Genomic DNA, 21,274 nt, shown 5'->3' with positions numbered 1-21,274 from the left:
TTTTTTAATGCAGCAACAGAATCTTGTAAAATTACGTATTAAGTACACCAAAAAAATTACAAAAAATGAAAAATCTTTTAAAGCTCACCATTTGGTTAACTCCTGTATTGTTAATGGCCCAGAATCAATATGCAGAAAGTGAACACCCAAACAATATGGCATCTGGCGTTTACTACCAAGAGGGCCCCGGCGGTAATAATTCTGCCTTAAACTGGACTTATCCTTATGGTACAAAGTTAACTGTTCTGGAAGGCCCATATAGGAATTTTGAAATAGCTTCAACCACTTACCCTTATGGGGATTTGAAGCTTAGACAATGGGACCCTGCTAACAATGTTTGGACCAGTTGGCGTCCAATAATTGCTGAAGATGGAAATGGAAACTTTGGCATAGGAACCTCTCAAGCTTCTGCCTTTGTTGAGGTAAACAAGTCTATCAACAATTCTTGGACGGCTAAAATATATAATGGAGGAGGTGAAGGAAAAGGTCTTTTAATACAAAGTGGTTATGGAGGTTCTCAATCGACCAATAACCCGACAATTCTTCAGTTAGAAGATGGTAGCGGCAATGTTAGGATGAAAGTGCAAAGCAATGGAAAGGTGGGCATTGGCACCGCCGCTCCAGATTCCAAACTTACCGTAAAAGGCAACATCCATGCAGAAGAAGTAAAAGTTGACCTTTCCGTTCCTGGCCCAGATTATGTCTTTAAGAAAGGGTATGGCCTTAAATCTTTGGAAGAAGTTCAAAACTACATCGAACAATATGGGCATTTGCCCAACATTCCTTCAGCAAAGGAGATGGAAGAAGACGGAATCCAATTGGGAGAGATGAACATGAAACTGTTGGAGAAGATAGAGGAATTGACCTTGTACACTTTGGAACAGGAAAAAAAGTTAAAGGAAATGGATGAGCTGAAAAGTAAAGTGACAAATCAAGAAAACCGCCTCGAAAAACTAGAACAACTTTTAAATCGAAATAGATGAGAAAAATAGAACTTATTGTAGCTATTATTTTTGGAACATTTTTAACAACTAATGCCCAGGTTACTAATTCTTTTCCTAATGATGGTAATGTTGGAATTGGAACAACCACTCCTAGCACAAAACTTCATGTAGCAGGTAGCGGAGCGGTTATTAAACTACAAAATACCAGTGATGAGGATACAGAGGATGCTTTCTATGGTTGGCTTGGTGGTTATGACAAAAGTGGAGATGAAATATGGTGGTTGGGAGAAGGAAGTGGGACAACTAAACAACTTGGGTTTTACACCAACCGAGCTGGTTACGATATCAATCTAAAAAATCAAGGCAAAGGAATAATAATAAATGATAACGGTTGGGTTGGTATTGGTACTGATTCACCGTCAACATTATTGGAAATGAATTCTGCGGACAGCCGGGCCGAACTGACATTAACCGGCACTGCCAATGGTGCCATTAATGCTGGTATTGTGCTTAAGGCGATTCACAGTGCTAATCAACGAGGTTTAGGGATGTTTATGCATGACCTAGGAGGGACCAATGAGTGGTTCATTGGAAGACCATATTCCGGTTCAGATCAATTTGTGATAAATAGAAGGAGCAATACAGCAGACCATACAACGTTCGCCTCAAGTTTAGTACATAATAATACATCACAGATAACATCCAATCTATTTACACTAAAAGCCAATGGCAATGTGGGCATAGGCACGACTACTCCGGACTCCAAACTTACCGTAAAGGGAAATATCCATGCAGAAGAAGTAAAAGTTGATCTTTCCGTTCCAGGTCCGGATTATGTCTTTAAAGAAGACTACAACCTGAAATCTTTGGAGGAAGTCGAAAACTACATTAAAGAGAATGGACATTTACCAAATATTCCTTCGGCTAAGGAAATGGAAGAGAATGGTGTGCAATTGGGCGAAATGAACATGAAGCTTTTAGAGAAGATTGAGGAGTTGACCCTTTATATTTTGGAACAAGAAGAAAGGCTTGCTCAACAAGAAATCCGTTTTCAAAAAATTGAACAACTTTTAAACCAAAATTGATGAATAAATTACAATTAATAGTAGCGATTTCGCTTGTGTCATTTTTGACTATTAATGCCCAAGTCACCAATTCGTTTCCCGATGATGGCAATGTAGGTATTGGCACTACGAATCCAAGTCAAAAACTGGAAATATACAATCCAAATTTGTTTAATACCAGTATGGAAGCTCAATCCCAAGACCATGTTTCCTTTACTTCAAATACACCGGGGATAGGCAATTTTTTTGGAGGAATAACTTGGAAAGTGAATTCCAGAAGAAGGGCGGCAATTGCTGCAATACAAGAACATACGGATTCTGATCATATTGGATTGGCATTTTTCACAAAAGGCACTGATGGACTAGGGCCAATATATGAAAGTGTACGAATTACAAGAAATGGTTCAATGGGCATAGGGACCTCCTCCCCAGATTCCAAACTCACAGTAAAAGGTGATATCCATGCCGAGGAGGTCAAGGTAGATCTTTCTGTTCCAGGCCCTGATTATGTCTTTAAAGAAGAGTACAATCTTAGGTCTTTAGAAGAGGTCCAAAACTACATTGAGGACCATGGTCACTTACCTAATATACCATCCGCTATGGAAATGGAAGAGAATGGTATTCAGCTAGGAGCGATGAATATGATACTGTTGGAGAAGATAGAGGAGTTGACACTCTATGTAATCGAGCTTGAGAAAAACAACAAAAAAATACAAGAACTTGAAAAACGTCTAGTAATCCTTGAAAATAAATTCTAAAAATAGAAAATCGTGAAAAACTATAGTACAAGAATTCCAATTATTGGTAAAAGCATAATTTTTCTTTTACTGATAAACATTCAAATGGGTTTTTCTCAGAACCAGTACCCGTCAAATTCTGATGTAATCATGGATGGGTTGAGCGTTCGTTTTAAAATTCCCACAACAACCAGTGGCTGGGCGCGCGGAAACCATTTTTTTGACCCCACGGGTGCGACCAAATGGGGCGGAGGAAATTAAAGTAGAAACGGGCTGGGCGGATTATGTTTTTAAAGAAAATTATGATTTGCCCACACTTGAAGAAGTGGAAAAGCATATTCAAGAAAAAGGCCATCTCATCAATATCCCGTCAGCCGAAGAAGTGGAAGAAAATGGCATTCAATTGGGTAAGATGAACAAACTGCTCTTGGAGAAAATTGAGGAGCTAACGCTGTATACATTACAACAGCAAGAAGAAATGAACACATATAAGAAAGGCATCACACTTCTAACCGAGAAGCTAGAGGCCTTGGAACAACAAATCAATAACCTTAAAAACTAAGAGTTTGAAACAAAAATTACTTTTATTTGGTCTGGTATGGATTATGGCAATGACATCTACATTTGCCCAATCCCAATATAAAATCCAGTTTAGTTATGACAGCGCAGGCAACCAAACCCTAAGGGATAGGGTCTGCATTAATTGCAATACGTCTAAAGAGGCTTTAGATTCTACTTTGGTTGAAGATGTTGCTTTGCAAGAAGATATTTTAGAAGATGTTTCGGGCTTAAATGAAGGAGATAATTTTTCTAACATAGTAGCGTATCCAAATCCGGTAACAGAACAGCTTACGGTAGAATGGCAAGATACCCAAAGGCAGGTGGCACAGATTATTTTATTTAATGGTATAGGACAGCAATTGTTCCAAAAAACCATTAAGAACAGACAAGGAAGCTTAGGCCTAAACTTTGGAATTTACCCTGCAGGCAGATATATGGTTTCCGTATTCTACACAGACAATACCAAGCAAACCTTTCACGTCATAAAAAAATAGCCCAATGAAAAACCTAACACTTCTTTTTTTTGTCATTTTTATGTTATTATCCTTTACTAAGGATGAAAAACCAAGAACTTATAAGACAACTGGTACTAAAGAAATTATCATTTTAGATTATGAGATGTCAGAAGATGAATCTTCTTCTGAATCTGAACTTGTTAATCTAAGTGGTTCTGAAGGAAGTATTACTGCAGATTTATCCGTAAACTCATCAGGGGGATTAAATTATTCAATTCCTATAAATGTTCCTCCAGGCCTTAATGGAGTTGTTCCAGAGGTTTCCTTGGATTTTGATAGCCACACTGGTAGAGGAATGGCTGGCTGGGGATGGAATGTTTCTGGTGTTTCGGTGATTACCAGAATCCCTTCAACGATGTTTCACGACAATCAAATTGATCCGGTGGATTTTGACTTGGATGACCGCTTTGCTTTGGATGGGCAGCGTTTGATTGTAAAGACAGGCACTTATGGAACTGATGGCAGTACTTATCAAACGGAACAATACTCCAATGTGAAAATTATTGGGGTGGGCACGAATACCACGTCTTCTGGACCTGGACATTTTAAGGTATTATATCCGGATGGCTCTATTGCTTTTTATGGCCTTAATCCCGATTCAAGAACTTCTATGGATTATGCCATTTCGTATTGGGAAAATCCCCAAGGAATACGAATATCCTATGAGTACTCGGGAGGACATATCAGTAAAATCAAATATGGTAGCAAGGGAAGTAATCCAGCCATAAATGAGATAAGGTTTACCTACCTCTCAGGCAGTATTAACAAGCATGTCGAGTCCGCTTGGATAGGACAAGAGTACTTCCAAAATTCCTCAACTCTGAATAAAATAGAAGTATTTGGACAAACAAATTCCTTGTATAGAAAGTATGAGCTTTTTCATGACAAGACTCTGGTAAACTATCAACGTTTAATCGAAGTAAAAGAATATCCGAGCTCTGGGTCTAGTAGAAGCGTAACATTTGAGTATGGAGACACCAACTACAGTTTAACCGATGTTGATGGTACGGCTACAAACCTTAGCATATCCAATATTAATAGGGATAATTCCGGAGTGATACCTGGAGACCTTAGTGGTAATGGCAAAATGGATTTTGTGATTTACCCTACTACAGGCCCAGATACTAAAAAGAAGTTTTGGATTTTTGATGATATTCAAAACGACCAAGGATTTAATTATGGTGATGGTGTTAATATTGGGTCATTTGAAGAAATGTTTACAGCGACATGGTTGAATCATCAAAACAACTTGATGCCAGGACAGGGTCTGGTAGCGGTGCAAAATACCGGTAGTAAGGATGTTAAGTTTACCATCATGGCCAAAGAAGATGGAGCGCCTTTGTCTACAAAGTATACCAAAATTTGGAATGCCCCTGGAATATCCTATCAATTGGAAGATTGTAGCACGACCTACCAACGCATAGCCCGAGATTATCTTTCTGGTGACTTTGATGGTGATGGTTTGACAGACGTAATCTCAATTTCAAAAGGACAAAATGATTCCCGTATTTGTTACCCTAGCGGAGGAGGAAGTGGATGTAATACTTGTAGTGCTACAACTGTATATCCAAAAACAGTTCATTTGATAAAACTGGACCGTAGATTGACAGCAAGCAATGATTTCTCTTCTTCTTTGGGTCAATTAAGCGAAACAGTGGGCATAAATGACAAATTGTTTACTGCAGACGTAACTGGGGACGGTCGAACGAACATCATACTCTTTAAGGCAAACAATGTTTATGTATATGGTTTAGATGAAAATAATAATAACTTGATTGAGGTTTGGAATCAGTATAGTTCGACCATAAATGTAGATTTTCCCATTTTGCCTGGAGATTATAACGGTGATGGAAAAGTTGATTTTATAATACCGCAGCAAGATAACAGTACAGATTTTAGAATATTTTCATCTAAGGGAAGATTTTTTAATATTACTTCTTTACAATCCCAAACCTTCTCCTATAAACCTAATGCAATCGATGGAAACCCTAAGTACACTTACGATTTATTACCGATCGATATAAATGGAGATGGTAAAACAGATATTTTGGAGTTTAATACGGTTACCAACAGTGGTGGGACAGGTACACAGTACTTAACCCCGCATTTAATTATATCTCCTAAGAAATTTTTAGAGTTAAGCACGGACACCAGATTCGGAACACTAAGCCATTATCCCATACCTATCATTTTACCTTCAAGTCAACCCAATAATAATTTAGACTTTGGTGTAATAAGCAACAAACATGTAAGATCATATAGTTTCGGTTTGGACCATAGGAAGGATGTTATGCTGGAAAAAGTCAATAATAATGGAGTCTCTACTGATATTACCTACGACCCTGTTGACCCTAGCTATGAAGGTGATGGTAATTTCCCAGGAGGATATATCAACTCTTATTTTCCCAAGTATGGAAAAGTATTTCCCTTTGTGAATATCAATGTGGCACCTACCTTTAAGGTAGTTAGGCGTTTGGACCAAACTGCTTCTGGAATCGACAGAACAAAACTATTTTATTATGAAGGAGCTGTTTCGCATACAAAAGGCTTAGGATTTCAGGGTTTTGAAATTGTCAAAACAAGCGGTTGGTTTGGAAATAACGTACTTCCATTATGGTCCATAACTAAAAGGAATACCCTGCTTCGCGGCGTGGTCACCGAACAGATAACGGCAAACTCATCAGATACCAATCCAACCCAATACCAACGAAAGGTAAATTATTTTTATGATTATCAGTTAATTGCAAACCCAGGGTCTCCAATCGCACCTCAAATCACCGAGAATATCAGCAGAAACTCTAGCTTGCCCGGTGCACAAACAGATGAAGTGGAAGAGTTCGTTTCGCTTCTCCCTGGTTTTCATGCTATAGGATCCAATGGCAGCTACTGGGCCTATATTTTTCCGCCAAATGAACAACCCGGTGATGATGGCTATGCAGGAGCGGTCGATATTCGTCTAAACCGCACTGAAACCGATAATGGTCTTACCGGAGTAACAACTACTGAGACCTATACTTATGATGACTACAACAATCCATTGGTGACCACAACATCTTATCCTGGGGGCAGCCGTGTACTTACCTATCAATATTCGAACAATGCCAATGCGACCAATAATACATACCATATTGGTAAACCACTAAAAATGCAGGAGCGACTTACGCTAAATGGAAGTACGTTTACAACAGAAGAACAGTATCAGTATAACAACAATTTGGTTGACCTTATCCGTAGAAAAGGTAATGGAACAGACTGGATTACTCAAGAATTAGAGTATGATACTTATGGCAATATCAAAACTAAAACCTTAAAGACTACAGGGACCGAGCCAGATAGAATACAAAGGTTTGAGTATAATGGATATGGCAATCGCTTTTTGACCAAGTACATAGATATTGATTCCCTGAATACCACTTTTACCTATGAAGCTTCCTCAGGTCTTTTAAAAAGTACAACAGATAGCTATCAATTAACCACTTACTACGGTCATGATCTTTGGGGTCGAATAATTTCGGAAACCGATTATTTGGGAAATATTACCCAATATGGCACCCAGTACTTGCAAGATGGGGGCACCAAAACATCTGTAGATTACCCTCAAGGCAGTAAAGAGGAAAGTACATTTAACGCATTTGGCTGGGAAATAAAAACAGGAGCGTTAAGTCTCAACAACGAATGGTCTTACACAAGTTATGAATACGATGCAAGTGGAAGGCTTATTAAGGAAAGTGAGCCACATAAAGGATCACCAAGCCAGTGGAATGTAACCAATTTTGATGAATATAGTAGAGTGGTTTCGCAACAACTCTACACCGGTAGAAATATAACGGTCACCTCATATTCAGGGCTTTCTTCTACGGTCAATGATGGGGTTAAAAACGTGACCACTACCTTAGATGCCCTGGGCAATACCATTAAGGTAGTGGATCTAGGAGGTACCATTGACTATACCTACCATGCCAGTGGCCAACTGAAGTCTGCCGATTATGGGGGTAATTTGGTGACCGTTGGAGTAGATGGCTGGGGCCGCAAAACCAGTTTAAATGACCCCTCAGCGGGGAACTATACCTATAAGTACAATAATTACGGGGAGCTTTTAGAGCAGACCTCTCCTAAAGGTACCACAACATATCAATATGATGGAGAAGGAAAAGTAACCTCCAAGACCATTACGGGTGATTTTACAGATTTATCCCTTACCTATGAGTATCATGAGGCCACTACAAAACAGCTGAAAAAGATTACAGGTACCGATAATCTAAATGCGGGAAGAACATATCTCTACGAATATTTCTATGATACCTATGAAAGACCCAAAAAGATAACTGAAAACACCGGATTGGCCAGTTTTGAGTATGAAATTACTTATGATCCTACCTATGGTAGAGTATGGAAAGAAGAGCAGATTTCCACTTTAGCGGGTGGTATCTCCAAAGCAATTACTACGCGTAATGAGTACGATACCTCGGGTATTTTAACGGAGATATGGAACGAAGGCACCCCCCTTAAACTCTGGGAGCTCAGTGAAATTAATGCTAGGGGTCAAGAGCTGACCGTAAATTTGGGCAATGGAATAACCCAAGCAAAGACGTATGATGCTTATGGATATCTTACCAAGATTGAGGACAAAGAAAGTGGCACAGCTCCTAACCCTACGGTAGCATTGCATACCGAGTACGATTTTAATGTACAACGAGGCAATTTAAACTCTAGGGAAAATTTTGGCTTTAGTTGGCAGGAAACATTTAATTATGACATTCAGGATCGGTTGATCGACATTAGCGGGGATGTATCTCATGCCAAAACCTACAAGAACAACGGTAACGTAGATAATAATGACGCTTTAGGCGATTATGTGTATGGTAATACCAACAAAAAATACCGCTTAACGGAGATTGACCCCAATTCTGCAGGAGATACATATTTCCAACAGCATCCCACCCAGCAGATCAGTTACAATGCTTTTAAGAAACCGGTAGAGATCCACCAAACGGGACATGGACGGGTAAGCTTTGAATATGGCCCACTCATGAACCGCAGTACGGCCTATTATGGTGGGGAGCAACAAGACCAGGCATTGCGCAGGTTTGTAAAGCATTATTCCGCTATTATACCTGCTGAAATTGTACAAGATACCCAAGCAGGTACCTCCAAGATTGTAACCTATGTAGGCGGTGATGCATACACGGCCCCAGTAGTACATATTAAACAAGAAGGTGGTGGAAATTTGGACGAATACCATTACTTGCACCGGGACTATCTAGGCAGTATTTTGGCCATAACCGATGCCGATGGCGATGTTAAGGAAGAACGCCAATTTGGCGCTTGGGGGAGCGTAGATCAATTTTTGGACAGTGGCGCTGGCACTACTTTTGACCATACCGCTTTGTTGGGTAGGGGCTATACCGGCCACGAACACTTTTTTGAAGTTGGCCTGATCCATATGAACGGGCGTATGTATGATGCCCAATTGGGACGTTTTTTAAGCCCTGACAATTACATACAAGAACCCTTTAATACCCAAAGTTACAACCGTTATGGGTATGCGTTCAATAATCCACTTTCGTATGTGGATCCAAGTGGGGAATTCTTTTTGGGCGGTGCAGAAATTGGTTTGTTTGCAATTATTGCAAAATGGGTTACGGTTGGTTTGGGAGCGCTAATTATTGCAGATAGCTTTTTGGATTTGGGAATATTCTCGGCACCGGATGTTGGGTATTCATCAAGTTCCAATACGGGCCCCGCTCCAGCACCGGGCAATGTACAGAACAATACCCAAGCGGCATCGAGCATGTCATCTTCTGGCAAACGGTCGGCCTTTAACGATGGCGGGCTTGTAGCATTGGATATACCGGCCGTAGATGCGGCAGGTAGTGTGATCAACTATACCTTGGGGAATAATTTCTCATATCAAAATGTGGTCCCAACGGGTATTTCGTTAACGGGCCGCGCCGATCCGTTACAGGGCATACCAAAACCGGACGGTTGGGAATACAACCCCGAGGCGGGTGGTCCTACTGAACCCATAAGCGAAGGCTTTACCATTACCACTGAAGATGTTTTGGATACAGCAATGGATTTTATACCATTTGTAGGGAGCGGCAAAGATATTTATCAAGGGATACGCGATGGTAACGGTTGGCAGGTGGCACTTGGGGCAGGGTTCCTTGTTTTAGATGTTTTTACACTGGGAAGTGCTTCTGTTTTAAAAGGAGCAGTAAAGACGGGGATTAAAGTAGGAGGGAGATCGTTATTGAAAAAGACTGCAAAAAGTGTTGGAAAACGTTTGCCTAGAGGAGGAAAAACATTTCAACAATATAAAAAGTCTTTTTGGTCTAAAAGAAAGAAACAGGAATTAGATGTAATTACAAATCGACAAACAGGTAAAGTTTGGAAACAGTATGAAGAGCTTCACCATAGATTTATTCCTCAAAGGGCCCAAAAAGAATTTGATTTACCTGATTGGCTAATAAATAATAGAGTTAACTTGAAAAGAATTAATAGTTTAGACCATGCTAAACAGGACCCATATAGAGCACGTTTTGCTCCGGCTTGGGCTAAAGAGGTTTATAATCTAAAATGGAAGTAAATGTTAGGATTTTTGAAAAAGAAGAAACAAATAAAGAAAGAAGATTATATCTTCCTTTCTTCCCTAGTGGAAAATCTACTTGATAGATATCCTTATCTTGAAAATCAGGCAAACAAAGATTTCATTCTTGATAAAAAACCAAACCCAACTAGTGAAGAAGAAGGAGTTTATATGTTAACTCTAAACGCAAAAATTGAAAACCTTTTTTACAATAAAAACCTTCCTAGGTTCTTCATTATTAGGAATATGTTGATTTGGAATAAGAGAACAAAGGAATATGAATCTGTTGAATTAGATATCGTAAATGGAATGATTTCAGGTTTTAAAGTAGCTAGTAATTATTCGGATTTAGATTTAAGCAAAATTGACATTTCCCAGTTAAACGAAAAACACTTTAATAATAGTGATTTTGACTCTTTAGTGAAAATTATTGGTGAAGTTTCAGAAGATATTGATAAGGTGTTGGATATTGAACAGACATTTGAAATTGAAATTGATAAAAAAAAGTTTTATGTGATTAAAGATATGGAGGACGGTAACTATATATCTATTGATACAAATGGCAGTATATATGGAATGTTTCATGACCCATTTAAAATTGAAAAAATCTTTGAAAACAAAGAAGCATTTTTTAAAGCACTAGAATCAGGAATATTTGATTTTGATTCATATTTAGATGGTAAAATTTGAAAAATATCTTCTAGCTCTCTAGTCTACTTCGTCAAACTCAGTACAGGTGTGGGTAGTCGGTGGGTTAGCTTGAGAAGACCAAATGATAAAGCCATAACTGTTATAGTCGTGGCTTTTGGGTTATAAACTTATATTAATAATGGGTTAGATTTCTCGCTTTGCTCGAAATGACACAAAATCACCTGTCATTTCGAAGGAGTGTGACGACTGAGAAATCTAGAAATCTTAGAGTGAGATTTGTCACATGCGTTCGTAATGACTCTGAGAACCCTCAATTGTCATTTCGAGTGAGCGCAGCGACGAGAAATCTAAAATAGATAATGAGATTCCTCACCTCCGTTGGGAATAACAAAAAAGGCAGTGTCATTTCGAAATGAGCGCAGCGATTGAGAAATCTAAGAAAGCCACGGTGAGATTTCTCACGCTCATTCTATTCGGTTCGAAATGACGTGGAGACCAAAGGTCATTTCGAGTGAGCGCAGCGACGAGAAATCTAAAAGAGGTAATGAGATTCCTTACCTCCATTGGAAATGACAAAAAAAGGGAACAGTGTCATTTCGAGTGAGCGCAGCGATGGAGAAATCTAAAACAGCTATATTTATTCATGTTCCATGCCTACTTTGTCTACATTACTACCAATGAAAATAAAACTACACTTTATATAGGTATTACCAATAACATCCAAAAAAGGCTTTCCCAACACTATTTTGACAGTCAAAACGCTAAAAAATCGTTCGCGGGAAAATACAATTGTTATTATCTGGTGTATTATGAGGGTTTTGAAGATATAGAAACGGCAATCCAAAGAGAAAAAGAACTCAAAAAATGGCGTAGGGAGAAAAAGAATAAATTGATAACTTCTTTTAATCCAGATTGGGAGTTTTTAAATCATCAGGTGATATAGATTTCTCCCTTCGCTCGAAATGACACAAAATCACCTGTCATTTCGAAGGAGTGTGACGACTGAGAAATCTAAGAAAGCCACGGTGAGATTTCTCACGCTCATTCTATTCGGTTCGAAACGACAGGGAAAAGTCATTTCGAGTGAGTACAGCGATGAGAAATCTAAAATGGGTAATGAGATTCTTCACCTCTGTTCGGCATGACAAAAAGAGGAACAGTGTCATTTCGATATGAGATGCGTAGCATGGATTGAGAAATCTGAGAAAACCACGGTGAGATTTCTCACATGCGTTCGTAATGACTAAGAACCCTCCATTGTCATTTCGAGTGAGCGCAGCGACGAGAAATCTAAAAATAATAAGGATAATACGTTAAAAAAGCCGCACTAAAATGGTTAGAGATTGTTCTTTCCTCACTCTTAGCTTTCAACTTTCTTAGCTACCTTAGCATAAATTCATTTTCTATGGAAAAGAAAATAAAGAATGTATTCAGGAAAGGTGCTATAAGTCCTGACTTTATAGCAAGTTCTATCCAAAAACATCAATCCAAAACCCAGATTGGAGCGCACGATATTTTTTTAGGTCAGGTACGCGCGGATAAAATTGAAGGTAAAACTGTAGGTGCCATAGAATATACTGCCTATGAAGAAATGGCCAACTTAAAATTTCATGAGATAAGGGAAAAGACCTTTGATAAATTTGACATCACTTGCATGCATATCTATCATAGTTTGGGAAAAGTAGGTGTTGGCGAAATATGTCTTTTTGTTTTTGTCTCTTCCCCCCATAGAAGAACAGCATTTGAAGCGCTGGAATTCGTAGTTGAAGAAATAAAGGCCCATGTGCCTGTTTTTGGAAAAGAACTTTTTGAAGATGATTCCTATCAATGGAAAGTAAATACCTAAGATAATGGTTGACATTACACAGAAACAGTCCACCTATAGAACAGCAGTTGCCCAAGCAATTGTTAAAGTAAGCTCATTGGTGACCATAGATGCCATTAAAAAAGGAACTGTACCCAAAGGAGATGTCTTTGCTATGAGCAAAGCAGCCGGTTTTTTGGGTGTTAAAAAAACAGCAGATCTATTACCAGATTGCCATCCTTTACCAGTTGAACATTGCGCAATAGACTACGAAATAGATGGTCTTGACATCATAATAAAAATCATGGTAAAAACCTTTTACAAAACTGGAGTTGAGGTTGAGGCCATGCACGGTGCAAGTGTGGTAGCACTTAATATGTACGATATGCTAAAACCCATTGATAAGGGGGTTGAAATACATCTTATAAAGTTGTTCAAAAAGACGGGCGGGAAGTCCGATATTGAAAACAAATAGTGTCCGTAAGAAGAGCATGTTCTTCTTAGGAAGTCTTTTTCAAATTATCTAGCATTTCTCCCGTGGTACTGTCCAAATCAAATGCCGGTTTCCAATTCCAATCTTTTTTTGCAGTGGTGTCATCGATACTGCTTGGCCATGAATCAGCTATTTCCTGCCTAAAATCTGGCGCATAGGTCACTTTAAAACCAGGAATGTGCTTTTGAATGCTTTGTGTTATTTCTTTTGGAGCAAAACTCATGCTTCCCAAGTTGTATGAGGACCTAACACTCAGTTTTTCAGGATCACTTTCCATTAAACCTATGGTTGCCCTAATGGCATCATCCATATACATCATGGGCAATTTGGTGCTTTCATTCAAAAAACAGGAATAAGTTCCTTTTTTCAATGCTTCATGATATATTTCTACAGCATAGTCCGTAGTTCCTCCACCAGGCATGGTCTTCCAACTAATTAGCCCTGGATATCGTACGCTACGTACATCCACTCCAAACTTATTAAAATAATATTCGCACCAACGCTCGCCAGATTGTTTGCTAATACCATAAACGGTACTAGGCTCCATAATTGTGTTTTGTGGCGTATGCTCTTTAGGAGTATTAGGACCAAAAACGGCAATGCTGGAAGGCCAGAAGATTTTGTTTATTTTTCGGTCTTTTGCTAGATTAAGGACATTGAATAAGGAATTCATGTTTAGATTCCAGGCCCTCATGGGAAACTTTTCAGCGGTGGCACTTAACATGGCCGCCATTAAGTATACTTCATCAATTTCATAATGCATGACCACGTCTTCAATGGCCTCGTAATTTGTGGCATCCAACAACTCAAAAGGACCAGAAGCCATTAAGGATTCACTACCTTCTCTAATATCACTGGCCACAACATTTTCAGAACCATATTTAGCCCTTAGTTCAATGGTAAGTTCCGTGCCAATTTGGCCACAAGCGCCAAGAATGAGAATGGGTTTTTGCATTTAAAATGAAGTTAATCTAGTTAATTGGTAAATATAGCTTTTATTAAAATTTGTACATTCGCCTATGCGAAAATTATCATGCATTTTGGCTTTTTTTATAATCTTGATGGGTTGTAAAAAAAATGGAGATTCCCCTTTGGATATTGGAAATGATGAACTTGTTTTCAATTATCAAAAAATGCCTAAAAAACTCACTATAAACCCAAAGGCAACGGTGATTGTTGAAGAATGGGTGGAGTTTAAAAATTTGTCCAGTAGTTTTGATGTTTTATACAAAGCCAGAAACAATGAGGATCTAATTTTGGCCATTGATGATCTTATTGAAAAGGAAAAACTTTTGGAAAAGGGAAAGTACCCAGAGGTGTTTGATAAGTTTCAGATCAAAAGTAGGCAACGGGTTCTTAAAACCTACATGCTAAAAGTAAAAGCTGATGTTTTGGACAATAGGGATGCCACACAAACAACTATAGAGATGTTGGAAACTTACAATGCATTTCGTAAACAGTTCAATGTTCTTGTCAATAGCCAATTGGACACAAAATTGATTTTAAATGAAGGGTAAAAGTATATTGGGTCTGTTATTGCTTTTAGCGGTAACTATTAAAGCACAGAATAACGAAAAAGAAAACATAAACAAAGTATTGGATGATTGGCATCTTGCTGCGTCAAATGCTGATTTTGACTCTTATTTTAGTAAAATGACCGATGATGGTGTGTTTATTGGCACAGACGCAACTGAAAATTGGCAAAATGCGGCTTTTAAAGAATTTTCCAAACCATATTTTGATAAGGGGAAAGCATGGAGCTTTACAGCTGTGGAACGAAATGTCTACATGAACAAAGCCGGAGACTTTGCTTGGTTTGATGAGCTATTGGATACGCAAATGAAACTTTGCAGAGGTTCTGGAGTAATGAAAAAAGAAAATGGGCAATGGAAGATTGCCCATTATGTACTTTCTATTGCGGTACCCAACGAAAACGTTGCGGAGTTAATTCAAATTAAAAAAGAAAAGGATAGCTTAATGCTTCTTGATCTTAAAAAGAAATAACTTCTTTATTCTTGTCCCTCGGGTTTTTCTTTTCTTGATTCCAATGCCTGTTTGCTTAAACTGGCCAAGTTAAAGTTTGGATCAATTTTAAGGGCCTCATCAATAGAGGCGATTGCACTATCAATATTGTTTTTGTCGTTGTTGTACGCAACAAGTCCTTGTAAGTGATAAAAAGCTGCTTTTAAGGCAACTTCGTATGGCTGCTGTCTTTCATAAAAGGCATATTTCATATCATCTTTGGCATTGGCAATACCATATTCAATGTTGACAGAGGCGCGTTCATTGTTTCCGGTTTGAATATTAAGGTCTGCCAATTCGTAAGCTAAATACGCAGATGGAACACGAGCAAAAAGTATTTCAAAATGTTCCAATGCTCTTTTGGGCTGGTTCAAAGCTTTTAAAGAAACTGCCTTGACCTGCACGGCTAAATCAGAATCATCATCTTTCTTTTCAATTCCGATAGTGTTCAAAGCCTGCATATGCTGATTGTTGTTCATGTAGACAAAGGCCAATGTATCTCTACGTTCTTTAGAGGGTGCAAGCACATTTAAATGTGTCAAAGAGTTGATAACACCGCTAACATCTCCTTGTAATCGCATTTCTTTGTAAAATGCCTCATAATGCGCTAAAAGCTCATTTTTGGTCTGTGAAATACCATTGAAACCTATGAACAATAGCAACAATAAAACAATCTTTTTCATCTATCTTGGCTTTAGTGCGCCAAAACTAAAAAAATTATTGGTATTATCCTGTTAAAGAATACTATAAGGATCAAAAACAAAAAAAGCACTTAATACATCCTTTTTGTAGTAATGGTATTCCTTTTAAAGTGCCATCATCGAAATATCTTTATCTGTATGGTGTTTGAGCAAACTTGCATAAAATGCCAGACTTTTTACATCTTTTAGCAAACAGGATTTTAAAAAAGCACTTAGATCCTTATAAAAAAGGTTGACAGGAATTGTGGAAACCACAATATTAATGGTTTTTGGATCATATTCTTGGTCGTTTAATACCACATCCATTTTTATCCGATGTCTATCGTAATCTATATCTACATCTGCAGCATTGTAATGCTTTCGCAGAATTGACTTATGTAAGTCTTGAAATCTTGAGGTTATGTTTTCTCTTGTACTACTTTTTGTAATCAAATTCTCCATCTCCATCAAGATTCTTGTTGTTAATCTTGAATTTCCCATGACATTAATAAATTAAACTATCACAAAGATACTATTGAGGCATATAACCAATTAAAAATCAGTTAATTAATTAACTTAAAATTGTCTTAATTGTTGTGAAGAACCGCTTTATTGTGGTCAATCAAGAAAGAAGTGAAGTCTGGAAACCATGATTTTTATCTAGAAAATTCTTACTTATAATAACTTTGTTATTCTTACCTGAAGAACTGTCTTCATAATCAGGTAAAGAAACGCCTCTTTTTAATGCTTCTGAGGTATAATATTCCTTTTTTGTTATATGTAAAGGATATACTCCATTGAATATTTGATTCCAATAGTTGTTTGCAATTATAGTGCTCAACATATGAATGCAATCATCTAAATGGATGAGGTTTATGGGATTGCTTCCATTTGTAAGATTTTGTCTTTTGGACAGCATATTAACAGGGTGTCTATTGGGTCCGATCAAACCGCCAAAGCGAACAATAGTAGTATCCAGATCTCTATCTTGTTGAAAGAGTTGTTCACATTGCAACAGTTGTCTACCAGATTCAGTAGAAGGTTTTGGTACTGTTGATTCGGTTACATCACCGTCTATATCTCCATAAACTGCCGTACTGCTTACAAAAATGACCTTAAGAACCTTGCTTGTTTTGATTTCTGAATAAAGCTGTTTTATTTTCTCTACAAAGCTTTCTCGATTACCACTTCTTAATTTTGGGGGAAGGTTAATGATAAGAATATCAATATTGGACAAAAAATCTTTGATATCTCCATCGATTCCAGCAGCGGATAATGAAATCTGATAAGCACGGATCCCTTCCTTTTGAAGAAACACTACTTTCTCTTCGGAAGTAGTACTTCCATAAACCTCATATTTGTGAGTGATTAAATACTTGGCCAAAGGCAATCCAAGCCAACCACAACCCAATACGCCTATTGTGTCATTCAAATTTTATTGTTTTGGTTACCAAAATGGCATCATTAAGGACAAAAGGCATTGGAATACTATTTTTGGGTCTTTCTGGTACTGTAAAAGCGGTATTAGTCAATAAATCATTAGAAGCCTCATAAAATGTAAGTTCTAGCACTAGATCTTTGGGAAAACTTAGCACCAGTTCTGTATAATCATTGTCTGTAATGTAATGCGTGATCAATCTGTTTTTTCGGTTTTCCAGGAAATAGTCTGAAAGTTGGAAGTTATTGACCTTTGCCGAACTCAGTTTTATAGGATTGGTGTAAATATCTAATCGATTTACATGTCTTTTTGGGGTAACGCATAATTCTAAAACACGGTCATTTCCAATTATGGTGTCTTTAAGTGTATCAATCCACGGCGCGGCTATGGCCTTTTTAGGGGCATCTGCTACATAGGTGAATTCTGAGCGATATTTACTGGGAAGGGTTTTGTACTCTCCAGCCTTAGGTATTCGTTTTTTACCTCCTATAAACTGACCGTTCCAATCTATGAGTCTATAATCATAGGTTGCCCAAATTGCAGAATCTTTATCTGCGTTGTGAACGTACAAAAGGCTGCTTGGTTTTGGTCTTTTCTCGTTAAAATCTGATTTGATATGCGCCGAAATACTAAACACTGCAAATAAAAACACCGATAAATAGGCAAAGCGATCTTTGTTTTTTAGCTGTCCAAAAAATGGCAGTACCAAGAAAAAAAGCAGGGTAGTGAAAATTGTAGCTGCCACCATCATTTTTAACCCTAAACCAACAGGAAACATTTTTATAAAAGGGGAATGAATAAATACAGCTGGCAGTACTAAAAAAACCAATAAGAAAGGATTGGGCTCTTCTTGATTGATTGTTACCATAAAAGCCGCCAACATACCAAACAAGGGAATAATAAAAAAACTAGCTCCCTTTAAATAAATAGCAACCATGCCACATACAATCAACCATAACAAAATGGGGGCTGCAAGCAGATTGGGTGTGCTGATTTTTCTAAATCTATGATAAACCCAAAAACAAACGGCTAAGGACAAAAATGCATAGACCAAAATATAGGTATGTCCATTGTAAGTAAAGCCATGAAGCATATCATTATAGTCAGGGTACCACCATTTTAATGCACTCCAACTAAAGTACCCCAATGAGCCATTAATGACCAAAGTGACTAACAGAGGTATAAAACCTCCAAAAAGATCTTTTAAATTAAGTCTCTGTTTCTTAAAACCAGTTATAAGAAGTAGTACAAATGCAATGACCGCAATACCAAACATGGGCCAAATCCATTCAAATGGATATGAAACCAAATTAAAGAAAGGAAGGTTAAAGTAAATGAAATCATCTTGACTTTTCAGGTTGTTTAAATCAACCTCACTAAAATGATTTAGCAAGGGCATTAGATAACTGCCTTGATGTGCCAAAGAGGTTTTATCCAACCTTTTGTAAGTGTCTAAAGCCGTATGATAATCAAAATGATCATCAATAAACGCAAAGTTGAAGCCTTCAATATCACCATCCTCCCTGAAAACGGTTAAATCTGTATCATTGGGCAACATTTTGTAGATGCTGTAAGCCAATGAGTTAGCTACGGGGTATTTGGGATTCGCCTTTGTAAACTCTTCTATAAGGGTTCCATTACCTCTGTTGGTTTCTATAAGCATATAACTTGGCCCACCGCTTCCTCGTGCCTCAAAATTTAAAACGAGCCCTACCTCTTTTGCCCATGGATGATTATTTACAAAAAGGTCAGCTCCGTTAAGGCCTAATTCTTCGGCATCGGTAATTAGTATTATAATATCGTTCTTTGGAGTCTTGTTTTCTGCCAAGAATGCTCGAATACCCTCAAGGATGGTCGCAACTCCACTCCCGGCATCACTGGCACCAAAAGATGAATGGGGGTTACTGTCATAATGAGATAATAAAAGAAGTGCCTTGCCCTCACTGGAACCTTCAATTTTGGCCAATATGTTTGTAGCCTTGCTAAGGTTTGCCCAATCACCAGCAGTGTATCCTTCTTGAGTTGTGGTTTCCAAACCAAGTTTTTTAAGTTCGGATATAACGTAGCCCCTTGCGTTTGCATGCCCTGGAAAACCAACTGCATGTGGTTCTTTGGCAATGTTCTCGACATGGACCAAAGCCCTATCCGTAGAAAAGGATTGCAGTGCACTGTCCTGATCACTATGGTATGTTGGCATTAAAGCTTTGTAGCTCCAATACACTGCAAAAATGAGCAGTAAAAAAGCAATTGTTTTTGAAAACTTCATAGTCTGATTAAGTTGGCATGTAAAAATATAAAATTATGAAAGGTTCGCAGGTTTGTCCTATAAAATTTAAATTATTCGTTAAAATTCCCTATATTTATTAATCAACCCAAAAAGTAACGATATGGCAATCAAGAGTTTTCAAGGCGTTAGATCTAAAGGGGCCTCAAAGAAAGAATATGATGCTCCTATACTTGTGGAAGACTATATGACAAAGAAGTTAGTTACTTTTTCACCGGAACAATCCATTTTGGCTGTAATGGAATCATTTGCCAAAAACCATATTTCTGGGGGACCAGTTATGGACAAGAATGGTTTTTTGGTAGGAATTATTTCCGAAGCGGATTGTATGAAACAAATTTCCGAGAGTAGGTACTTTAACCAGCCAATTTTAGATAAAAGTGTGGAACGCTACATGACTAAAAATGTGGAAACCATACCTCATGACATGAGTATTTTTGATGCGGCAGGTGTTTTTGACAAACATAAAAGACGTAGATTGCCTGTTATGAAAAATGATATTCTTGTAGGGCAAATAAGTCGGAAAGATATTGTTATTGCAGCTTTGAAGCTAAGTGCGCAAAACTGGAAATAGTCCCAACCACTTTTTTATTCACGTTTTACAATCATATAATAGTCGTTGTCTAAGGGTAAATATCCAAGATCATACACAAAATAGTAAGTAGTTCCTTTTTTTGTGGTGTATAGATTTGTGATGTGTTCAAAATCGAAACCTTTATCCATAAGCCGCATTTTGGTGGTCTTTGTCTTTCCATCTTTTAAAGGAAAGCTATTGAGTACACGATAGTTCTTGCGCAACCTATTGTTTATATTTCTTACTAGGTTTTTACTATCCTTGTTTAGTCTATTGTTGTAGGTGTTTCTGCAATGGTCAGAACAGTATTTTTTATCTATTCTGCCGAGGAGCTTTTCACCGCATTCTAGACATTTTTTTTCCAACATAATGGGCGCCTTATTCAATTACAATATCGTATTTTTTCAATAAACCTCTTAGGTTGTCTTTGCTGAACTTTGCCTTCTTAAGTCTGTTTTGTTCGGGGTCAATATTAAAATTAAATGAAGTGCTTAAATCAGCTTTTTCTAGAACGGTATGTTGAAAGATGGCATTTTCCATATTACAATTTAAGAAAAGTGCTTTCGTCAAATCCGCTTGCGCAAAGTCTGTTTGCACCAATTTGCATTCAGTAAATCTTGTGTTGGCAAGTTTCATACCTAAGAAGGATGCAAGATTTAAATTGCAGTTTTCAAATTGGAAAGACATTAGGAAATCGTTGCAATCCTCAATATGGAGGCCAATCAATTTACATCGTTTAAAAACCACCTCCTTAAAGATGGTGTTTTTTACGTTTGCGTTCCCTAAATCGCATTCTATGAATTCACATTCCATAAAATTTTGATTGTCTAGATAACTATCTGAGAACTTGCAATTTTCAAAAATACAGTTTTCATAGTCCGCCTTGGGCAATCTGTTTTTTGTGTAATCCATACCCTT

The 21,274-nt window shown here is 37.8% G+C and carries 20 protein-coding genes and 1 pseudogene; 14 read left to right on the top strand and 7 right to left on the bottom strand.

The genetic code is table 11. The annotated features are described in order from the left end of the window. The first annotated feature begins 65 nt into the window (after positions 1-65). The 11 genes and pseudogenes from DKG77_RS01885 to DKG77_RS01840 all read left to right on the top strand — a co-directional run bounded on the left by DKG77_RS01885 (position 66) and on the right by DKG77_RS01840 (position 13,340). Positions 66-983: a helix-turn-helix domain-containing protein gene (locus DKG77_RS01885; RefSeq protein ID WP_133248404.1), complete on the top strand. Its 918-nt coding sequence runs from the start codon at positions 66-68 to the stop codon at positions 981-983. Next, positions 980-2,029 (top strand): tail fiber protein, encoded by a 1,050-nt coding sequence (locus DKG77_RS17105; protein WP_109659648.1) that lies wholly within the window; start codon positions 980-982, stop codon positions 2,027-2,029. Before DKG77_RS01885 ends, DKG77_RS17105 begins: the two co-directional genes overlap by 4 nt. Beyond that, positions 2,029-2,766, top strand: coding sequence for a tail fiber protein (locus DKG77_RS01875; protein WP_109659646.1), 738 nt, complete (start codon positions 2,029-2,031; stop codon positions 2,764-2,766). Before DKG77_RS17105 ends, DKG77_RS01875 begins: the two co-directional genes overlap by 1 nt. Positions 2,767-2,778: 12 nt before the next feature. Next, positions 2,779-3,006: a hypothetical protein gene (locus DKG77_RS16880; protein WP_133248403.1), complete on the top strand. Its 228-nt coding sequence runs from the start codon at positions 2,779-2,781 to the stop codon at positions 3,004-3,006. Beyond that, positions 2,966-3,307: a hypothetical protein gene (locus DKG77_RS01870; RefSeq protein ID WP_165819332.1), complete on the top strand. Its 342-nt coding sequence runs from the start codon at positions 2,966-2,968 to the stop codon at positions 3,305-3,307. The genes DKG77_RS16880 and DKG77_RS01870 overlap by 41 nt, the downstream gene beginning before the upstream one ends. A gap of 4 nt (positions 3,308-3,311) precedes the next feature. Then, a complete protein-coding gene (locus DKG77_RS01865; RefSeq protein ID WP_133248401.1) occupies positions 3,312-3,800 on the top strand; it encodes a T9SS type A sorting domain-containing protein in 489 nt (162 codons plus the stop codon). Positions 3,801-3,804: 4 nt separating this feature from the next. Continuing rightward, positions 3,805-10,410 (top strand): RHS repeat-associated core domain-containing protein, encoded by a 6,606-nt coding sequence (locus DKG77_RS01860; RefSeq protein ID WP_109659640.1) that lies wholly within the window; start codon positions 3,805-3,807, stop codon positions 10,408-10,410. After that, positions 10,411-11,100, top strand: a complete 690-nt coding sequence (locus tag DKG77_RS01855; protein WP_109659638.1) for a hypothetical protein — start codon at positions 10,411-10,413, stop codon at positions 11,098-11,100. 595 nt (positions 11,101-11,695) lie between these two features. Further along, positions 11,696-12,004 (top strand): annotated as a pseudogene (locus tag DKG77_RS01850) (GIY-YIG nuclease family protein); the annotation flags it as partial. A gap of 462 nt (positions 12,005-12,466) precedes the next feature. Further along, a complete protein-coding gene (locus tag DKG77_RS01845; RefSeq protein WP_207785427.1) occupies positions 12,467-12,907 on the top strand; it encodes a molybdenum cofactor biosynthesis protein MoaE in 441 nt (146 codons plus the stop codon). Positions 12,908-12,911: 4 nt separating this feature from the next. Next, positions 12,912-13,340 carry a cyclic pyranopterin monophosphate synthase MoaC gene (locus DKG77_RS01840; protein ID WP_109659634.1) on the top strand — a complete coding sequence of 143 codons (429 nt, stop codon included), beginning with the start codon at positions 12,912-12,914 and terminating at the stop codon, positions 13,338-13,340. Positions 13,341-13,365: 25 nt separating this feature from the next. On the opposite strand, the gene DKG77_RS01835 is transcribed toward DKG77_RS01840, so the two are convergent. Next, positions 13,366-14,313 carry an NAD-dependent epimerase/dehydratase family protein gene (locus tag DKG77_RS01835; RefSeq protein WP_109659632.1) on the bottom strand — a complete coding sequence of 316 codons (948 nt, stop codon included), beginning with the start codon at positions 14,311-14,313 and terminating at the stop codon, positions 13,366-13,368. A gap of 64 nt (positions 14,314-14,377) precedes the next feature. Between DKG77_RS01835 and DKG77_RS01830 the strand changes: the two genes are divergently transcribed. Then, positions 14,378-14,875 (top strand): hypothetical protein, encoded by a 498-nt coding sequence (locus DKG77_RS01830; RefSeq protein ID WP_133248400.1) that lies wholly within the window; start codon positions 14,378-14,380, stop codon positions 14,873-14,875. Continuing rightward, a complete protein-coding gene (locus DKG77_RS01825) occupies positions 14,865-15,362 on the top strand; it encodes a nuclear transport factor 2 family protein (RefSeq protein WP_109659628.1) in 498 nt (165 codons plus the stop codon). The genes DKG77_RS01830 and DKG77_RS01825 overlap by 11 nt, the downstream gene beginning before the upstream one ends. A gap of 5 nt (positions 15,363-15,367) precedes the next feature. Here DKG77_RS01825 and DKG77_RS01820 read toward each other — a convergent pair whose 3' ends face one another. The 4 genes from DKG77_RS01820 to DKG77_RS01805 all read right to left on the bottom strand — a co-directional run bounded on the left by DKG77_RS01820 (position 15,368) and on the right by DKG77_RS01805 (position 19,764). After that, on the bottom strand, positions 15,368-16,063 hold the full coding sequence (locus DKG77_RS01820; RefSeq protein WP_109659626.1) for a hypothetical protein: 696 nt from the start codon (positions 16,061-16,063) through the stop codon (positions 15,368-15,370). 123 nt (positions 16,064-16,186) lie between these two features. Further along, on the bottom strand, positions 16,187-16,561 hold the full coding sequence (locus DKG77_RS01815) for a hypothetical protein (protein ID WP_109659624.1): 375 nt from the start codon (positions 16,559-16,561) through the stop codon (positions 16,187-16,189). Between the two features lie 121 nt (positions 16,562-16,682). Continuing rightward, the gene (locus DKG77_RS01810) at positions 16,683-17,492 is read right to left on the bottom strand and encodes an SDR family oxidoreductase (protein ID WP_109659622.1); all 810 of its coding nucleotides are present in this window, start codon (positions 17,490-17,492) and stop codon (positions 16,683-16,685) included. Beyond that, positions 17,485-19,764: a M28 family peptidase gene (locus DKG77_RS01805; protein WP_109659620.1), complete on the bottom strand. Its 2,280-nt coding sequence runs from the start codon at positions 19,762-19,764 to the stop codon at positions 17,485-17,487. The genes DKG77_RS01810 and DKG77_RS01805 overlap by 8 nt, the downstream gene beginning before the upstream one ends. A gap of 121 nt (positions 19,765-19,885) precedes the next feature. Between DKG77_RS01805 and DKG77_RS01800 the strand changes: the two genes are divergently transcribed. Continuing rightward, positions 19,886-20,356, top strand: coding sequence for a CBS domain-containing protein (locus tag DKG77_RS01800; RefSeq protein WP_109659618.1), 471 nt, complete (start codon positions 19,886-19,888; stop codon positions 20,354-20,356). 14 nt (positions 20,357-20,370) lie between these two features. On the opposite strand, the gene DKG77_RS01795 is transcribed toward DKG77_RS01800, so the two are convergent. After that, positions 20,371-20,724 carry a hypothetical protein gene (locus DKG77_RS01795; protein WP_109661377.1) on the bottom strand — a complete coding sequence of 118 codons (354 nt, stop codon included), beginning with the start codon at positions 20,722-20,724 and terminating at the stop codon, positions 20,371-20,373. Positions 20,725-20,734: 10 nt separating this feature from the next. After that, the gene (locus DKG77_RS01790; protein ID WP_243414790.1) at positions 20,735-21,268 is read right to left on the bottom strand and encodes a pentapeptide repeat-containing protein; all 534 of its coding nucleotides are present in this window, start codon (positions 21,266-21,268) and stop codon (positions 20,735-20,737) included. Positions 21,269-21,274: the final 6 nt, after the last annotated feature.

This window comes from Flagellimonas aquimarina (genome assembly GCF_003149745.1).
Classification (GTDB): domain Bacteria; phylum Bacteroidota; class Bacteroidia; order Flavobacteriales; family Flavobacteriaceae; genus Flagellimonas; species Flagellimonas aquimarina.
Note: the sequence above shows the minus strand (reverse complement) of the source record. Positions and strands in the feature narration are given on the sequence as shown.